This is a genomic window from Microcystis sp. 49638_E5 (genome assembly GCF_021300285.1).
GTDB lineage: Bacteria > Cyanobacteriota > Cyanobacteriia > Cyanobacteriales > Microcystaceae > Microcystis > Microcystis aeruginosa_C.
In genome coordinates this window covers 21,198-36,389 of record NZ_JAJTDH010000039.1, presented here as the reverse complement: position 1 = coordinate 36,389, position 15,192 = coordinate 21,198, and the positions used below count along the sequence as shown (strand labels likewise).

Annotated in this window: 9 protein-coding genes and 2 pseudogenes; 3 read left to right on the top strand and 8 right to left on the bottom strand. The window is 39.9% G+C overall.

Features of this window, described 5'->3' with window-relative positions:
* Positions 1 to 287: 287 nt before the first annotated feature.
* The 3 genes and pseudogenes from LW728_RS12725 to LW728_RS12715 form a co-directional block, all read right to left on the bottom strand.
* Positions 288 to 3,048: pseudogene (locus tag LW728_RS12725) on the bottom strand (tetratricopeptide repeat protein).
* Positions 3,020 to 4,456, bottom strand: a complete 1,437-nt coding sequence (locus LW728_RS12720; RefSeq protein ID WP_287766872.1) for a hypothetical protein — start codon at positions 4,454 to 4,456, stop codon at positions 3,020 to 3,022. The pseudogene LW728_RS12725 and the gene LW728_RS12720 overlap by 29 nt, the downstream one beginning before the upstream one ends.
* 375 nt (positions 4,457 to 4,831) lie before the next feature.
* Positions 4,832 to 5,071 (bottom strand): hypothetical protein, encoded by a 240-nt coding sequence (locus LW728_RS12715; protein WP_069475261.1) that lies wholly within the window; start codon positions 5,069 to 5,071, stop codon positions 4,832 to 4,834.
* Between the two features lie 357 nt (positions 5,072 to 5,428).
* On the opposite strand from LW728_RS12715, the pseudogene LW728_RS12710 reads away from it, so the two are divergent.
* A pseudogene (locus tag LW728_RS12710) lies at positions 5,429 to 5,683 on the top strand (hypothetical protein); the annotation flags it as partial.
* 387 nt (positions 5,684 to 6,070) lie between these two features.
* Here the strand turns inward: LW728_RS12710 and LW728_RS12705 are convergent.
* From LW728_RS12705 to LW728_RS12685, 5 genes are all read right to left on the bottom strand, one after another.
* Positions 6,071 to 7,078: a DnaJ C-terminal domain-containing protein gene (locus tag LW728_RS12705; protein WP_287766868.1), complete on the bottom strand. Its 1,008-nt coding sequence runs from the start codon at positions 7,076 to 7,078 to the stop codon at positions 6,071 to 6,073.
* Positions 7,079 to 7,282: 204 nt separating this feature from the next.
* Entirely contained in the window at positions 7,283 to 7,933 is a 651-nt protein-coding gene (locus LW728_RS12700) for a TVP38/TMEM64 family protein (protein WP_287766866.1), read from the bottom strand.
* Positions 7,934 to 8,105: 172 nt separating this feature from the next.
* Entirely contained in the window at positions 8,106 to 10,475 is a 2,370-nt protein-coding gene (locus tag LW728_RS12695; RefSeq protein ID WP_287766864.1) for a glycogen debranching protein, read from the bottom strand.
* A 423-nt stretch (positions 10,476 to 10,898) separates the two neighbouring features.
* Positions 10,899 to 13,142, bottom strand: a complete 2,244-nt coding sequence (locus tag LW728_RS12690) for a Piwi domain-containing protein (protein ID WP_287766863.1) — start codon at positions 13,140 to 13,142, stop codon at positions 10,899 to 10,901.
* A 3-nt stretch (positions 13,143 to 13,145) separates the two neighbouring features.
* Positions 13,146 to 13,937: a PD-(D/E)XK nuclease family protein gene (locus LW728_RS12685; protein WP_043997751.1), complete on the bottom strand. Its 792-nt coding sequence runs from the start codon at positions 13,935 to 13,937 to the stop codon at positions 13,146 to 13,148.
* Positions 13,938 to 14,133: 196 nt separating this feature from the next.
* Between LW728_RS12685 and LW728_RS12680 the strand changes: the two genes are divergently transcribed.
* Positions 14,134 to 14,490: a helix-turn-helix domain-containing protein gene (locus LW728_RS12680; protein ID WP_002801239.1), complete on the top strand. Its 357-nt coding sequence runs from the start codon at positions 14,134 to 14,136 to the stop codon at positions 14,488 to 14,490.
* 5 nt (positions 14,491 to 14,495) lie between these two features.
* A complete protein-coding gene (locus tag LW728_RS12675; protein ID WP_002801238.1) occupies positions 14,496 to 15,161 on the top strand; it encodes an ImmA/IrrE family metallo-endopeptidase in 666 nt (221 codons plus the stop codon).
* The last annotated feature ends 31 nt before the right edge of the window (positions 15,162 to 15,192 follow it).

The following is a 15,192-nucleotide window of genomic DNA, read 5'->3' as shown; positions in this document are numbered from 1 at the left end:
TATGATTGGTTCATTCAAGGCTCTCTTGGATTTGGTGGGTAAAATGTATTCTAAGATACAGTCCTGCTGGCGAGGGAATGGAAGGAACCACAAAGGCACAAAGGACACAAAGATGGATTCTGTTGTAGGTTAAGCTTATCGCACAGAGTCTGGAAGATTCCTATAATAAGTCTAAGCTGTGATTTGAATGATTGAGTGAATGCTATGATTGTGTTGTATTTGGCAAGTCTTTATCAATGATCAATTATAGTCTATCCCATAATCGCATCAATCATAGTTTAGACTCTTTACCTAATAAAGCGACGCACTAGCCACCGAGTGAGCATCCATAGCAAATAAAACGGCATCCATAGAATAACTATAGGAATAACTATAATCCACTGCCACCAAGTTAAAGAAGTAGGTTTTTGCTGTTGTCGCAGCCTTTGTAAATTATTACGACAGGTTTTTGTATTAGGATGATTGTCTCCTAAGAGTCGTTTTAACAAATCTAAAGCTTCTAGATAGAGAGGTTCCGCTTCTGTGTACCTGCCTTGGGAATAGTACAATCCTGCTAAATTGTTGAGGGAAGTTGCCACATCGGGATGATTGTCTCCCAAGAGTCGTTTATACAAATCTAATGCTTCTAGATAGAGAGGTTCCGCTTCTGTGTACCTGCCTTGGGATTCGTACAATCCTGCTAAATTGTTGAGGGAAGTTGCCACATCGGGATGATTTTCTCCTAAGAGTCGTTTTCTCAAATCTAAAGCTTCTAGATAGAGAGGTTCCGCTTCTTTGTACCTGCCTTGGAATTCGTACAATCCTGCTAAATTGTTGAGGGAAGTTGCCACATTGGGATGATTTTCTCCTAAGAGTCGTTTATGCAAATCTAATGCTTCTAGATGGAGAGGTTCCGCTTCTTTGTACCTGCCTTGGGAATCGTACAATCCTGCTAAATTGTTGAGGGAAGTTGCCACAGAGGGATGATTGTCTCCTAAGAGTCGTTTTTTCAAATCTAATGCTTGTAGATAGAGAGGTTCCGCTTCTGTGTATCTGCCTTGGTATTTGTACAATCCTGCTAAATTGTTGAGGGAAGTTGCCACATCGGGATGATTTTCTCCTAAGAGTCGTTTTCTCAAATCTAAAGCTTCTAGATAGAGAGGTTCCGCTTCTGTGTACCTGCCTTGGAATTCGTACAATCCTGCTAAATTGTTGAGGGAAGTTGCCACATCGGGATGATTTTCTCCTAAGAGTCGTTTATGCAAATCTAATGCTTCTAGATGGAGAGGTTCCGCTTCTTTGTACCTGCCTTGGAATTCGTACAATCCTGCTAAATTGTTGAGGGAAGCTGCCACATCGGGATGATTTTCTCCTAAGTGGGTTCGAGTTGCGGTTAAACAATCTTGATAGTAGGGTTCTGCAGCAGCATACAATCCTTGTCCTTCATAATAACGAGCTAAACCTGTATAGGACCAAAATAAATCCTCATCAGCAATATATTCTGAATATTCCTTGACAGATGCTTGCAGATGGGGAATGAAAGGTGTAAATTCTTCAACTTTTTTCAGAGTCGGATTCTGGATCGGTTAACCATTCCTCCACTGTATCCCCATCCTCATCGGGAAATAAATCCAGAATCATCCCCTTGGGAAAGGGCGCAAGAGCGAATAAACTGAGGTAAAGTGCCAAAATTTGGGCTTCTGGTTCGCTGTTCAACTCCTCCCAACTGAGATTAAAGGCAGCTTTCACCCCTCTTTCCCCAGTCATTTCTGTATCAAACTTGGTATTTTTGGCTAAGATTGGCTCATCTAAGCCTTTTTCGGCTAATTTCTGCCGTATTTTGCTAATTTTCCAATCCTGTCGCTGTTTTAGCAGCCTTGCCACCAATTCTAACCCCAAAGGTAAATAACCTAAATCCTGACAAAGTTCTTTAGCTTGTTCTAACTCGGCATCAATGCGTTCATTTCCTAGATAAATTTCTAATAATTTTAATCCCTCTTCTGCTGTTAACAGGCCTAGGTTTATTGTATGTATTGCTTGTGATAAATAGTGAAAGCGAGTTGTAATTAATACCTTAAAGCGTTTATCTTGTTTTGGTGGTAAGTAAGGCTGAATTTGTTCATAATCTCGTACATCATCAAAGATTATCAATACATCTCCTTCTATCCAATGTTGCCAACAGTAGCGGACTCGTTCCGTCAATGTGCCTTGATCTGGTAGCATTAACTTAAGATATTGACTCGCAAAGTCAACAATCTGAATCCCTGGGTCATTATTGAGGGCATTTAACCAACATATTCCCCCTAAAAAAGTTTTATTATCCCACTCTCTCCAAGCATACTGTAACGCTAATTCTGTTTTTCCAACTCCCCCCATCCCACTTAAAGCAATCATTGTATATTGATTATCTTCATTTAAAAAGTCATGAATTTGTTGTGATTCCCTTTCTCTACCAATAAATTCCCTACTCCCACGATTCGGTAAATTATGATTAGATAAAACATTGATTTTATCACCAACTACATTGTCACCGTTACCATAAAAACCATGACCCGAAAATACGTTGAAAATATTAAGAGTATCTTCTGTGAGGAACAACCGCAACGAAAACCAAGAGTTTAAATCGGGCATAACTCGAATTGCTGTACTATGAAATGGACGAGACATCCACCAGATTTGTCTTAGATTAAATTGGGCTAAATTCTCTCGATTAAAATTAATTACCCGTAAAGCTTCCACCAAGGGAATTTCTTTGACGAAGGCTGTTTCAAACCCACTAATAGAAACCACACCTGATGCTATATTTTCTAATTCTTTAAAAAGAAAATTAAACACAACAGAAGGGTTTTCCAAAAGAGGCAATTTAATTTCATGAAAAGGGATTTCTTTTTCTTTAAATTGATTCCGCAATTCTCTAATTACTTTTTGACGGGAAAACTCCGAAGAAAATTCGACCCGTGCTAAACTTCTGGAACACCTTTGACTCCACAATAACAACCGTGCTATAGTATCGGCAATACTTCCCGGAATTAATTCAGATTTATTTGCTTGATGTACCACCAGGAACACCTCCTTGAGAAGAAAAAGGAATAATATTTTGAGAATTTAAAATATCTACGACCAAAGGATGCACCCCAAAACACCGTTCACCGTTACCTTTATCTAGTTCTTGAATCGCCCGATCATTTAGTAAAGCATATAATATTTCATTAGGAATTTGTGCTTTTTTATCCCCGTCGTAAATTCGCTTTAAAAGTGCAGCTTTATCGTCATAACTAACGTGATCAATGTCAAAATTACTATCCCCTAAACGGCGTTCGTATTCTGTTCTTAAATTGCTAATAGCAATGTTAACAGCATCGGCATCAATCGTTTTTTTATTATCTAGAATTGCCGTATCTGAGGCATAATTTACTAAATAAAAAATATCCCTAATATTGCCTCCAGAAGCTACAATAATACGTTCTATCTGTCCCTGCTCAAATAAGTCAGAATTAACTCGTACTTCTAATACTTTTCTCACAGCACTTCGTCCTTGTTGATTGGGAGAGTGATTTTGTTGTTGATGAAAAACAGCCGTATCTGGAATGATCAGACTATTTTCAGGGAGAAAAGCTAGACGAATCGCTGGAGATGAATTATACAATGCAATTGGTAAATTAAAAATAAGATGAATATTTAAGTCTTTAAAAATATTAGAGTATTTAATAAATAAATCTGTAATTCTTTCCGTTGGAATACCTGCTTTATCAAAATCTTCACCGATTATTAACCATTGACGTTTTTCTTTTTCTTGCAATTTTTGATTACAATCATCAAGGAGTTGATTGGCAACGAAAATTAAATCATTAAATCGACGAATGCGATATTCTACTACTTTTTTTTCTCTGGTTGAAGCAAAGCGTAATTCACCCTTAAGAGAAGCAAAAAGTCCTAACATTTGCGACCAAAGAGAATCCCCTTTAATACCTCCTCCTGCTTCTATTGTAACTTTGCTTTCTCTAGTTTCTTTACGGGTAATTTCTTCTTGATTAAACCAATTCAAGAGATTTTGTAAATTTTCTTCCCTTGGTCTTTGAGCAATTGCAACCGTTTGTTCGACAATTTCAATTACCATCAACAAAACAACATCAAGGGGATTAAAATTAAGAGGATCAAGATCACTTAGAATACTAAATCGAATAGCACGAAATTTATTGTCAATCTCAGCATCATTAATTAAGCGGGTTAATTCTGTTGATTTACCTACCCCTGGATGTCCCATTAAACAAGCTTTATAAGAGTCTTTAGCTTCTAAGGCTCGTTCTAATCCTAGTTTGAGACGTTTGATTTTATCCCCACCTCTAACCTCATTCATTTCCTGTCGATAAAAAGCATCAATTTCTCTCTGGGTTGTCAGGGGGGAGGGAGATAAGGTTAAATGGATTTCTTTGAGAGAAGTGGCTGCTTGAAAACGAGTGAGAGAGAAGTTTTCCATAAAAATTGGCTCTTCTAGGTTCTGTGTGAGCATGGTATAATGATAACACAGAACGGGAGGTGGGTTATGTGGATAAATGACTCTTCTCGACTTTGTGTGATAATTTTTGCTTATGGAATCGCAAAATGTTTACCGGACAAGACTTTTAAGACTATTTTGACGTTCGGCGAAGCTCGGTCGAGCTGCAGAAGAAACTATCAGTATAGATCTCGTTTCCACACAGAAACCGGAAGAGCCAAAATTTAGCAATCAAAAGTTGAATAGATGGTATTTATTAATTCTAAACTGCTATTACTTTAATTTCTTCTAGCTTTGCTTAAAATTGCTAATTTTCCTCTTGATCAGCAGTAAGCTAGTTCGCATTTAAAGTTCTAGTTAAGATAAGGGAACAGGGAACAGGTCAAAACAAATATCAAATTTAGACGCATAACAGCTTATCCACCAACTCAGCAAAAAATGCGGCGTTGCTGAATGACAGTAAAATTTTTCCATATTTTCAATAAACTTACCTGTTTGTTGCCAAACTTTCTCTCCCACTTTTTCACCAGTTTTCTCTAGCGCTTTAGTGGCAATAATCGAACCAACTGCGATCGCTGCTCCTGTAAGAGGGTCCATAGATAAAATAGGGGTGATGAGGGTTGAGTTTATTATATTATTGGGTTTTGATTTTTTGCCACAATATAGGGATTTTAGAGATTGCTTCAGTGGTAAATTCCCGTACTGCTAAAGTAAACTTGTGGTTAAGGGAGCATTCATGATTCAGCCCTCATTTTAGCTTTCATAATTTTATTCTGCCCTATTTTTCTTAATCAATCACAGTCCATGACACAATCACAGCAATCACAGTCAAGACGGCATGGGAGAGGAAAGATCCGTGTTATCGTAAAAATGGGGATAGATGGGGGGGTTGGTCTTGCAAAATCGGCAAATAGGGATAAAATCAAAACAAGTTAATTTTTTCCTTACCATATCATGTTAACCCCATCGGATAGTAAATTATCTAAGCAGCAGCAGATTCTCTCGGCTGTTTCCGAAGAGGAACAGCTTAAACAGCAACGGATTCAGGAAGTGCTATTGTTAATAGATAGTTTATTCCAAAGAGAGGAAACGACTTTTAGAATTATCATCGACTGTCTTTACGATGTGGGTTCGTTAAATTTAATTAATAAAAAGTTTCATCGTCGTTACTTAAATTTTATTATGAAAGCGATCGCTCGTTTTTCTAAGGGTGCCGATCCCCCCTTAATCCCCCCTTGATAAGGGGGGTGCCGATCCCCCCTTAATCCCCCCTTGATAAGGGGGGTGCCGATCCCCCCTTAATCCCCCCTTGATAAGGGGGGGAACTGACGATTTTTAACAGGTGCATCTCAATTTGGTCGAAATATCTAGATGACATTTTGGGCGCACGCAGTGCGCCCCTACCATTGGCGCAATAATATTATTGTAGGGGCGAATTGCATTCGCCCTCTTTGAACAACTTCTGCTGCTCACCTATAGGTGAGAGAAAATCAGAAATATTGAGATGCACCCATTTTTAACACCTAACCACTTATAAACCCCAGAGACAGTAAACAGGACCAAGAAAAACTGTTTTGGCAAACCCTAGCTAGGGACTTAAATTTGCACCTGTCTGAGATGACGACGGGGATCGGTGGTACGCTGAGATTTAATTTTCTCGTATAATTCCCGTTCGATCGCCGTTAATTCTTTGGGAGTATCGATGACAATTTTGACTAATTGATCGCCGCGTTGTCCTTTATTGTCGATCCAACCTTTGCCGCGTAAGCGCAGGGATTGACCGGAACGAATACCGGCGGGAACTTTTATCGTCACCATGCCATCGGGGGTAGGAACTTCGATTGCTGTGCCTAAAACCGCCTCATCGGGGGTAATCGGGACTTCACAGGTCAAATTATCGCCTTCAAAAGTAAAGAAAGGATGGGATTCTAATTCCACATCGAGAAATAGATCTCCCCGTTGTTTACTCAAGGGATCGATTAGTCCTTTACCCCGTACCCGGAGACGATTACCGGTTTTAGTTCCTGGGGGGATTTTGATATCGATCATTTCTCCGGCTAAATTAACCCGTTTTTGTACTCCTCGTAAAGCTTCCCCAAAACTCAGACGTAGTTTAGCGGTGGAGACACCAGAAGTGACGGATTGCGGTGGAGTACGAGCGCCGGCAAAGTCGTTAAAATTGCTAAAATCGCCAAATCCTCCCCTCGGAGTACCGTAGGAATGGGAACTGGGGCGAGTACCGCCGGAGCGCCCCATGCGACCGAGCAGTTCATTGATAAAATCATCAAAGGTGTTGTACTGGCTAAAGTCAAAACCGGCCGAACCGAAGTCAACCCCCGGATTACCACCCGGCCAATTTGATCGCCCGGCCTGTTGCCAATATTGTCCAAATTGATCGTATTTTTGGCGTTTTTCGCTATCGGAGAGGACTTCGTAAGCTTCACTAATTTCTTTAAAACGTTCTTCGGCGCTTTTATCGTTAGGATTGCGATCGGGATGATATTTGACGGCTAATTTACGAAAAGCTTTTTTAATTTCTTCAGTGCTGGCAGTTTTACCTACTCCCAGAACGGCATAATAATCTTTATAATCTGCGGCAGGCATCGATACGCTATCTCCTTAGCAATGAGGATTCAGTCGGGATATTCCTAATCTAACTTAATTTTATCGTTGTCAGGCTTGAATCAGTGATCAGTGATCGGTGAACAGTAACCAGTAACCGGTGATCAGTGAAAATAAAGTGCCAAAGTTTTCACTTAACACTATCTACTTAAAACTCCAATCTGATAACTGATAACTGATAACTGATCACTGAAAGGGAAATTGCCGACGACGACGATACCAAGTTCCCACACCTACTAACAGAGCAATAAGGGTAAAAGCCACCATCAGGGGCAATATATCGCCTTTTCCTAAAGATTTCAAGCCCGCACCCATCATAACAAAGGGTAAAATTCCGGGGACAGTGCCTAATAAAGTACCGATGAAATAATCGCGAAAACGGATAGAAGTTAATCCCGCAACAAAGTTAACGATACCGTAGGGAATAATCGGTAATAGACGGATAGCAAACATATAAAATAGGCCGCCTTGCTGCATTTCTGCATCGATCGCTTGCCATTTTCCCTGAAATTTTTTGGCGGTATATTCCCGGCCGATAGTACGGGTAAAAGCAAAGGCAACTATAGCGGCCACCAAAGCGGCGATCGTTGTCCAAACTGTTCCCATAACTACCCCAAAGATCGCCCCACCACTGAGGTTTAAGGGGGTAGAAGGCAGGATTAAAATTGTCCCAATCGTATAGAGAATAATATACAAAATGGGGGCTATAATTCCCATTTGTTTTAACGAGATCTGTAATTGTTGGGAGTCGATACCACCGATTAGATAAACTCCCATCGCCGTGGCGATAATACAAATTATGGTTAGGATAATAACAGTACTTTTAGTTTTAGACATTTAACGGTAATTTTGGGCTAAGTGCGGGTTATAAAACATAAGATGCAGCCGGGGTCAATATTTCCCTATTGCCAAAAATATAGCAGAAATCGGCTAAGAATCGCTCTCGATCTCAATATTAGCGGGCTGCCCTATCTGTCCCCAAATTACCCCCGATATCGCTGTGGGTAGTTCAGTTAATCTCCTCGCAAACCACGATCGAAAAACCATTGACTTTATAGTTATCGGCAATTACTGTCCCTTGATCCACAGACCAACAATTATAATCGGTTTCTGCCCAAGCTGCCGTGTCAATAATTCTTAGCCAACGATAATTATTCGATGACGGGGGAAGACGAAAATCCACTGGCAGATAATACATATTAATTAACACCAAAAAATCGTGATCGCCGACGGCACTACCATCAATTAAAAACCAAATACAGCGATCATCGGCAGTTAAATCGCTAACCCCATCGGGTTTTTTAAATAAATAGGTGACATCATTGCCTGCATCGAGAACCATATCGCCATAGCGGCGCTGTTTTAGTGCTATATGATTGTTTCTTAAGTGAGCAATATAAGCGGCAAAAATAAATAAAGGATTGCGTTCTTCTTGATTAGTTCCCGTGCCAAAATTATTGTGATAAGCTTCCCGATAACCCGTGGGCAGTAGATGGGGTGAACGGGTGGCGATCATATCATAATTATTCCAAGTGGCCACACTATCAATATTGTAGGGATTATTATTACCATTTTGGCTGCGGCCAAATTCATCGCCCCAGACAGTCATGGGAACACCGCGAGACAAAAATTGAATCGTCCAAAAGTTGCGTAATCTTTGGCGACGTAGGGCATGATCACCCCCAGAATCCCAAGAATCGTTATTATTATTGCCGCCATCGGAAGGGCCAAAGGGCCAGGGAGTGAGGTTATTTTTATGGTTATAACTGACCAAATCCATCAGGGTAAAACCATCGTGGGCAACAATAAAATCGATCGATTTTTGTGGTCCGCCTTGGTCGTTAAAATTGCAATAATCTCCGTTCACCTGTTCGATGAATTTAAAAGTATTACCATCTCCCTTTAAAAAACGCCGAATTGCATCGCGATAACGGCCATTCCACTCGCCCCAACCCGTCGGGAAATTCCCCACTTCGTAACCCCAGCTATCCCAAGCTTCGGCGATCATTTCGGCATCGTATTTCTTGCCTAATTGCTCGATCTTTTCTAACAAAGTATGTTTAGGGAAGAATTGTTTTTGTTTGCCCCGATCTTCTCGTTGATGACTAGAAGGAGTTCGGCCGAGGACGGGGGCCAGATCAAAACGAAAACCATCAACTCCCATGGTTTCTAACCAATAGGTGAGGGAATCAAGAACCAGATTACAGGTGACAATATGGGAAAAGTTTAATTGATTTCCGCAGCCTGTCGCTCCATCGACTAGATAATGTTCATCGGTGAGTTGATAGTATTCCACCACATCAAAACCACCAAAACTAACAAATCCGGTGACATCGTTGCTGCCCCAATTGCCCCCTTCTCCGGTGTGATTATAGACCACATCGAGATAAACTTCCATACCTTGGTCGTGGAAAGCTTTGACCATGGCCTTAAATTCTCTGGTCGGTCCCCCGGGGGAGCGATCATAAGCATAACGGCGATCGGGGGCGAAATAACCAAAGGTCATGTAACCCCAATAGTTACCGCCGGGGCGATCGTCGGGGTTATTATCGTTAGCGGTTTCCTGGACTGGTAAGAGTTCGATCGTGGTAAATCCCAGCGCTTTTAGGTATTTGGCCATATAGCCGGCTCCCGCATAAGTTCCCCTGTACTGGTCAGGAACGTTAGCCACTTCCTCAAAACCCCTAATTCCCTTGAGAATATCTTCTAAACGACTAGCAGAGGGGTGATTGCTTAAACCGCGCACATGGGCCTCATAAATGATCGCTTTTTCGGCACCCAGACGGGGACGAGTACCGGTAGAAGTCCCATCTGGCGCGATCACAATGCCTTTGGGCGACCATTTACCCGTATCGTATTGCCGCCGGATCACTCCTTTGTAGTTCCCTTCTCCCGTGGCATAGATTCCAGCATTTTCTCCGGCCGCGATCATGGCCAGGGTTTCAAGGTCGTGGGAAAGTTCTCGCGCGTAGGGATCGAAGAGGACTTTATTGGGGTTAAAACGATGGCCGAAATCGTCCACATCTGCCCGAAAACCAGCGTTACTGTGGCCTTTTTGCCATTTTTGATCAAATTGCCAATTGGGACCCCAACAGCGAAAAGCGTAGTAACTGCCCTGGGCAATACCGGCGATTTTTGCCCGCCATATATCATCATTTGGGTTTTTTGTCAACCAGTAATCATACTTAGCGTTTTCTCCCGTCGGGCGATCGTAGATTTCCAGAAGAATCTGACTGGCATTTTTAGAATAGACGGCAAAGGTGACACTATCGCCCCGATAATGGGCCCCGAGGGGATAGGTGGCATCGGCCCAAAGATGGCTATCTAGGGGGGCATAATTACCAGATTGGGGATGATTTTGACCGATCGCTGGTATCATAAATTGGCGGGATAATATCGCCTTTGATGATAGACATTTTTCGCTCAAAGAAATAAGAAAAAAATCTAAAGCTTGCTCCCCCAGAAAAACAAGTTGTGTAATTTAACCTAGAGATAAATTTTCGGCTTGTCAACATCAATTTTCTCGGTGTAAGTCCTTCTTTGAACACTCAATTTTCTGCCGTCAGTCAACTATAGGCACAATTATTTGTAGGATGGGTTAGCGGTAGCGTAACCCATGCGGGCGTTGGGTTTCATGCTTCAACCCAACCTACGTTCATTTTATATTTAATTCCACCCACCTACTTAGATGGTGTAGATTGCTATGGGAATTACTAAGTACCTAAGCAAAATAAAGCTTTTGCCTTGTGCCTATCTTCACTAGGAAATTTATTTTGCACGACTACTTACATAATTTTTCTCTCTAAAGCCAGAATTGACAATCATCTTCTAATAAACTAGGATAAATTCCTTGTAAGCGTCGATAAGCAATAGCATCCGCTCCATACAAAGGGATAGGTAAACGGGGTTCTTTGAGAGAACCATAGTGAAGTAAAGTTAATTTTAACGTAGTGTCAACTAACTGTTTTAAATTTACTTGTTCTCCTAATTCATTAACTTTTAAGCGCAAGGGACGAGGAACACCTATTTGTTCAGAAACGTGGGACGTTATCAGGATAACTTCCCGATTTGATAAAGCTAAAGCTAATCCTTTGGAGGGAGCATTTATCTGTTTTTGCTCAAAATTATAAAGTCTAGGACTGCCAGTCTTATAACATTCTACGAGAATAAATTTAGCATTAATTGCTCTCGCTCTTGCCAGTAAATTTTCAACCTCCTTTCCTTGAAATTTACCATCTCTGTAAATGAGAACTGTCTGATTTTTTAGTTCAGCTTGCGGTAAACAATTTTCCAGAATCCGTTGAGGAATTTCTTCTCCCTCGGTTAAACTATCTTCTACCCGACAGCGAACAAATTCTCCCTGTTTGCCATATAGTCGCACACTTGCACAAACATTGAGACTCCCCGGAAGATTTTTTTTAGGCATCCTTCCCACATCTAAACCAATAAAATAATCGGCAATTTCTAGAGGTTCAGCAAGGACATAGGGTAAATTTCCTAATTTGGCTAGGATCCCTGGGACAACTTGATGGAGAATATTATTATAGTTGCTCTTATTATTTAAAGTCTTTTCATAAATCATTTGAGTTATAACTCCACGATCCAGAAACTTTTTTTTAATCCAGGAATATAAACTCCCTTCTTCAGTATTATCCGCATTGCGATCCTCTTGAGGAAGAAATACTAAAGCAATATCTACAGGAATTTCTCCTCCAATTAATTGATCAACTGCTTCTTCCAGTCTAGCTCTTTTTTCAGATCCTACACCTTCGACAGAGAAATTTATTTGATTCTCTGGTGGCAAAATAGTCTCAAATTTATAAAGTTTTAATCGCTTTTCTAATTGTTCTCTAAAATCTCCCACTTTAAAACTATCTGGTTTGAGAATAGCTAAACGAATTTTACGAGCAGGATCGACATATTCTCGATGACGTTTATATACACCACCCTTTGATAATCCTTTGAGAGTTTCTCTTTTTTCTCCCCTTTCTCCCTTACCAAATAAGATGGGAGTTTGCTCAAGAGAAATGGGAGGAGTCCAAAAGAAGTCGGGATTTTCCCTGCTGTTAATACTTCTTTCTCTTAACTGAAAACCAAAGTTATTTAAAGTCTTTTGTGCTTCCTGTTTATACAACTTTAATAGTTTTTGTCGTTCAGCATAGAAGATTTTTGTTTTCTTTAATAAGTCTCCGTAATTGACTTGAAATAAACTCTCATCCTTATCTGTCATACAGGGTTTTAAAGCTGCCAATGGATAAATATACTCCTGGGGATTTTTGCCAAATTGTACCGCCACCACTGGTTGCGCCAGATGAGCTTCTTCTAATTTTCTTCGACTAATTGAACCTGTGGCTTTTGTTAATAGATACTCTCTTTTTTCCCCAATTGTACCCGCTATTTTAATAATTTTAGCTGTCCCATTAGTTTCTATAGTTTTAACCTTTAACCCTACTAATAATTTAACAGCATCTTGTCTATAGGGATGATTTTCATAAAACTGTTCTAAATCTCCACTATAGACAATACTACTTTCAATAGTTAAACAAATGGCCGGATCGGTGTCATTGATGATTTCTGCCCAAAAGTTAACTTCTCTCCTTACCTGTACTTGGTTTTCACTTATCTCACTATCTTTAGGAAAAACTATTGGATAGGAAAATTTACCAAATATTTTCAGAATTCTAACTGCTAATTGTGCTGTGACTAAAGCTGTTATCTGAAAGTCTTTTAGCCAATGAATAGAATAATAGTGATCGCCAATATCTTCTCGTAAAACCTCTTGAATATCTGATAAAGCTTCTTTCCACTGTTGTGGAGAGGGAAGAGATTTTTCATCTTTAGCTAATACCCAAAAACAATTATCTTCAAAAACAACCACCACATTGGGAAACTTCCGACTGAATTGCCAACCAAAACGATTACCTATTTCCCTAGTAAGTTGATAATTAAGCTTAAAACAATTTAAACAACTATTCTTGAGAGTTAAGGAACTAATTTCACTCAAAAAAAGCGGGGAATTGGCTGTGTTAGCTGCTGTGTAATTCATGATCTAAACCTCCTTATTTGCATAATCACAAATCGATGTAAAAGGACAATAACGACAGGCATAGCCACTTTGGGGCGGGAAAATATGATAAAAATCTTCGAGGTGATCTTTATATTTTTTTAGTTGTTGCTGATGTTTTCTCGACAGGAAAGCTAGTTCGATTTTAACTGCTTCTATTGCCTCGGAAGACAGGGAGATATTTTCTGAGCTTGTTTGGGTTTCTAAGTTGTAAAAAGAAGCGACAATTTTTTCCTGAGGATAAAGGTAACTAGCCGCCAGTAAATAAACATGAGCCTGACGACGATCAAAATTAGATTGACCAGTTTTCAAATCTAAAATATGTATAGTGTCATCAGCTTCTCTAAAAATACAATCAAAGGCAGCGGACAAATTAAACCGATAGTTACCCTGCTCGATAACAATAGGTTCTGGATAACCTTCATCGCCTCTAGATAAATTAATAATCTCTTTATTCAATAAAATTGGTTGTTGATAGTAATTGTTTAAAATTACTAAAACCCTGGCTTTAATTTCTGGATATTCTTGATTTAATTGCAGGATTTCTGCGACTTGTTCCACCCCATCAGAACCGGATAATCTCGCCGGCTCTTGATGAAACTCAAAAACTCCTCGTTGTGCCAACTTACCAATTTTTTGCACTTGATTATCTTGCGATAGTAATCTTTGAACTTCTGGTTCTTTGTTTCGCGCTTTTTCAAACCCCCGTTTTGTCTGACAATGCCAATTCTCATAGCCAATCGCCGGTTTAAGCGATCGCCAAAGACTATAGCTCATCGGAGGATACCAAGGCTTTTTGGGAAACTGACAGGACACAATTTTTCCCCTCGGTCAGGATAATGCTAGGATGATACGGCAGTGTTTGCTCTGGTGTTGACTAAAATAATCAACACCAATAAACTAACTCTAGCCTATGTTGACTGAAATAGTCAACCCTTGATATAATTTTTTTTGAGCGATTGAGAGAAAAGCAGTGTCAGAAACATTTGGACAGGTTATCCGCAAAGCTCGTCGAGAGGAAGAATATAGTCAGAGAGAACTAGCTAAGTTGATTGGGGTGGACTATACCTATCTATCGAAGCTAGAAAATGATCATGCGGGTTATCCTCCTAGTCAGCAGGTTATTGAGTCCTTAGCGACTCATTTAAAATTAAATGCTCAAAAATTAGGAGAATTAGCGGGACGACTGAGTTCAGATGATCAAAAAGTCTTCAAAGAATTAGTTCAAAAATACCAACAAATGCCGATTTTATTGCGTCGCATGAAAGACAATCCCAATTTTGCTAAAAAAGTCATTTCTGAGGCGACAAAATTAGATGAGCAGGAGTAGATATCTTGGATATTATTAAACCCTATAGTTTTATTCCCAAAACAGTGATTGAAGCTCAGGCAGACAATATTCTTAAGAAAGTAAAAGCTCATCGTCGTCGTCCCTTAAAAAATTGCGATATTGCGGAAGCAGCAGCCGATCATTTTGATTTGGCTATTGAATGGACGGATATAAAGCCAGATAAAGAGGGAGAAATCGCCGCAATGATTATTCCCACAGAAAAGAAAATTATTCTCAATGAAGATGTAAAATTCTTAAAAGATTCCCAAAATTCATCCCTAGCAAAAGAAGGTTTTAAAAATTCGAGTTTAGCTCATGAAATTGGTCATTTTGTCCTTCATATTAATCAAACCGCTGTCTCTAACTTTTTCGAGCGAATCAATCAGGGAGATTCCTTAGAGACAATTCAACCTTTTCTGTGTCGGACAGTTGATTCTAGCCAAAGAATTGAATGGCAAGCTCAATATTTTGCCAGTTGTTTACTAATGCCGATGAGTGAGTTAGAGAAAGCCATCAAGGGACGTGACTTGACGAAATGGGGACATCTGTATGCGATCGCCGACGAGTTGGGAGTAACTATTACTAATCTTAGAAGTCGTTTAGAAAGTCTCCATTGGATTAAAGTCGATAAAAAAGTAATTTACCCCGGCAGTAATTTTCCTAAGAGATAGCTTAAATGTTCGGAGGGAGATTTTGCCCGTA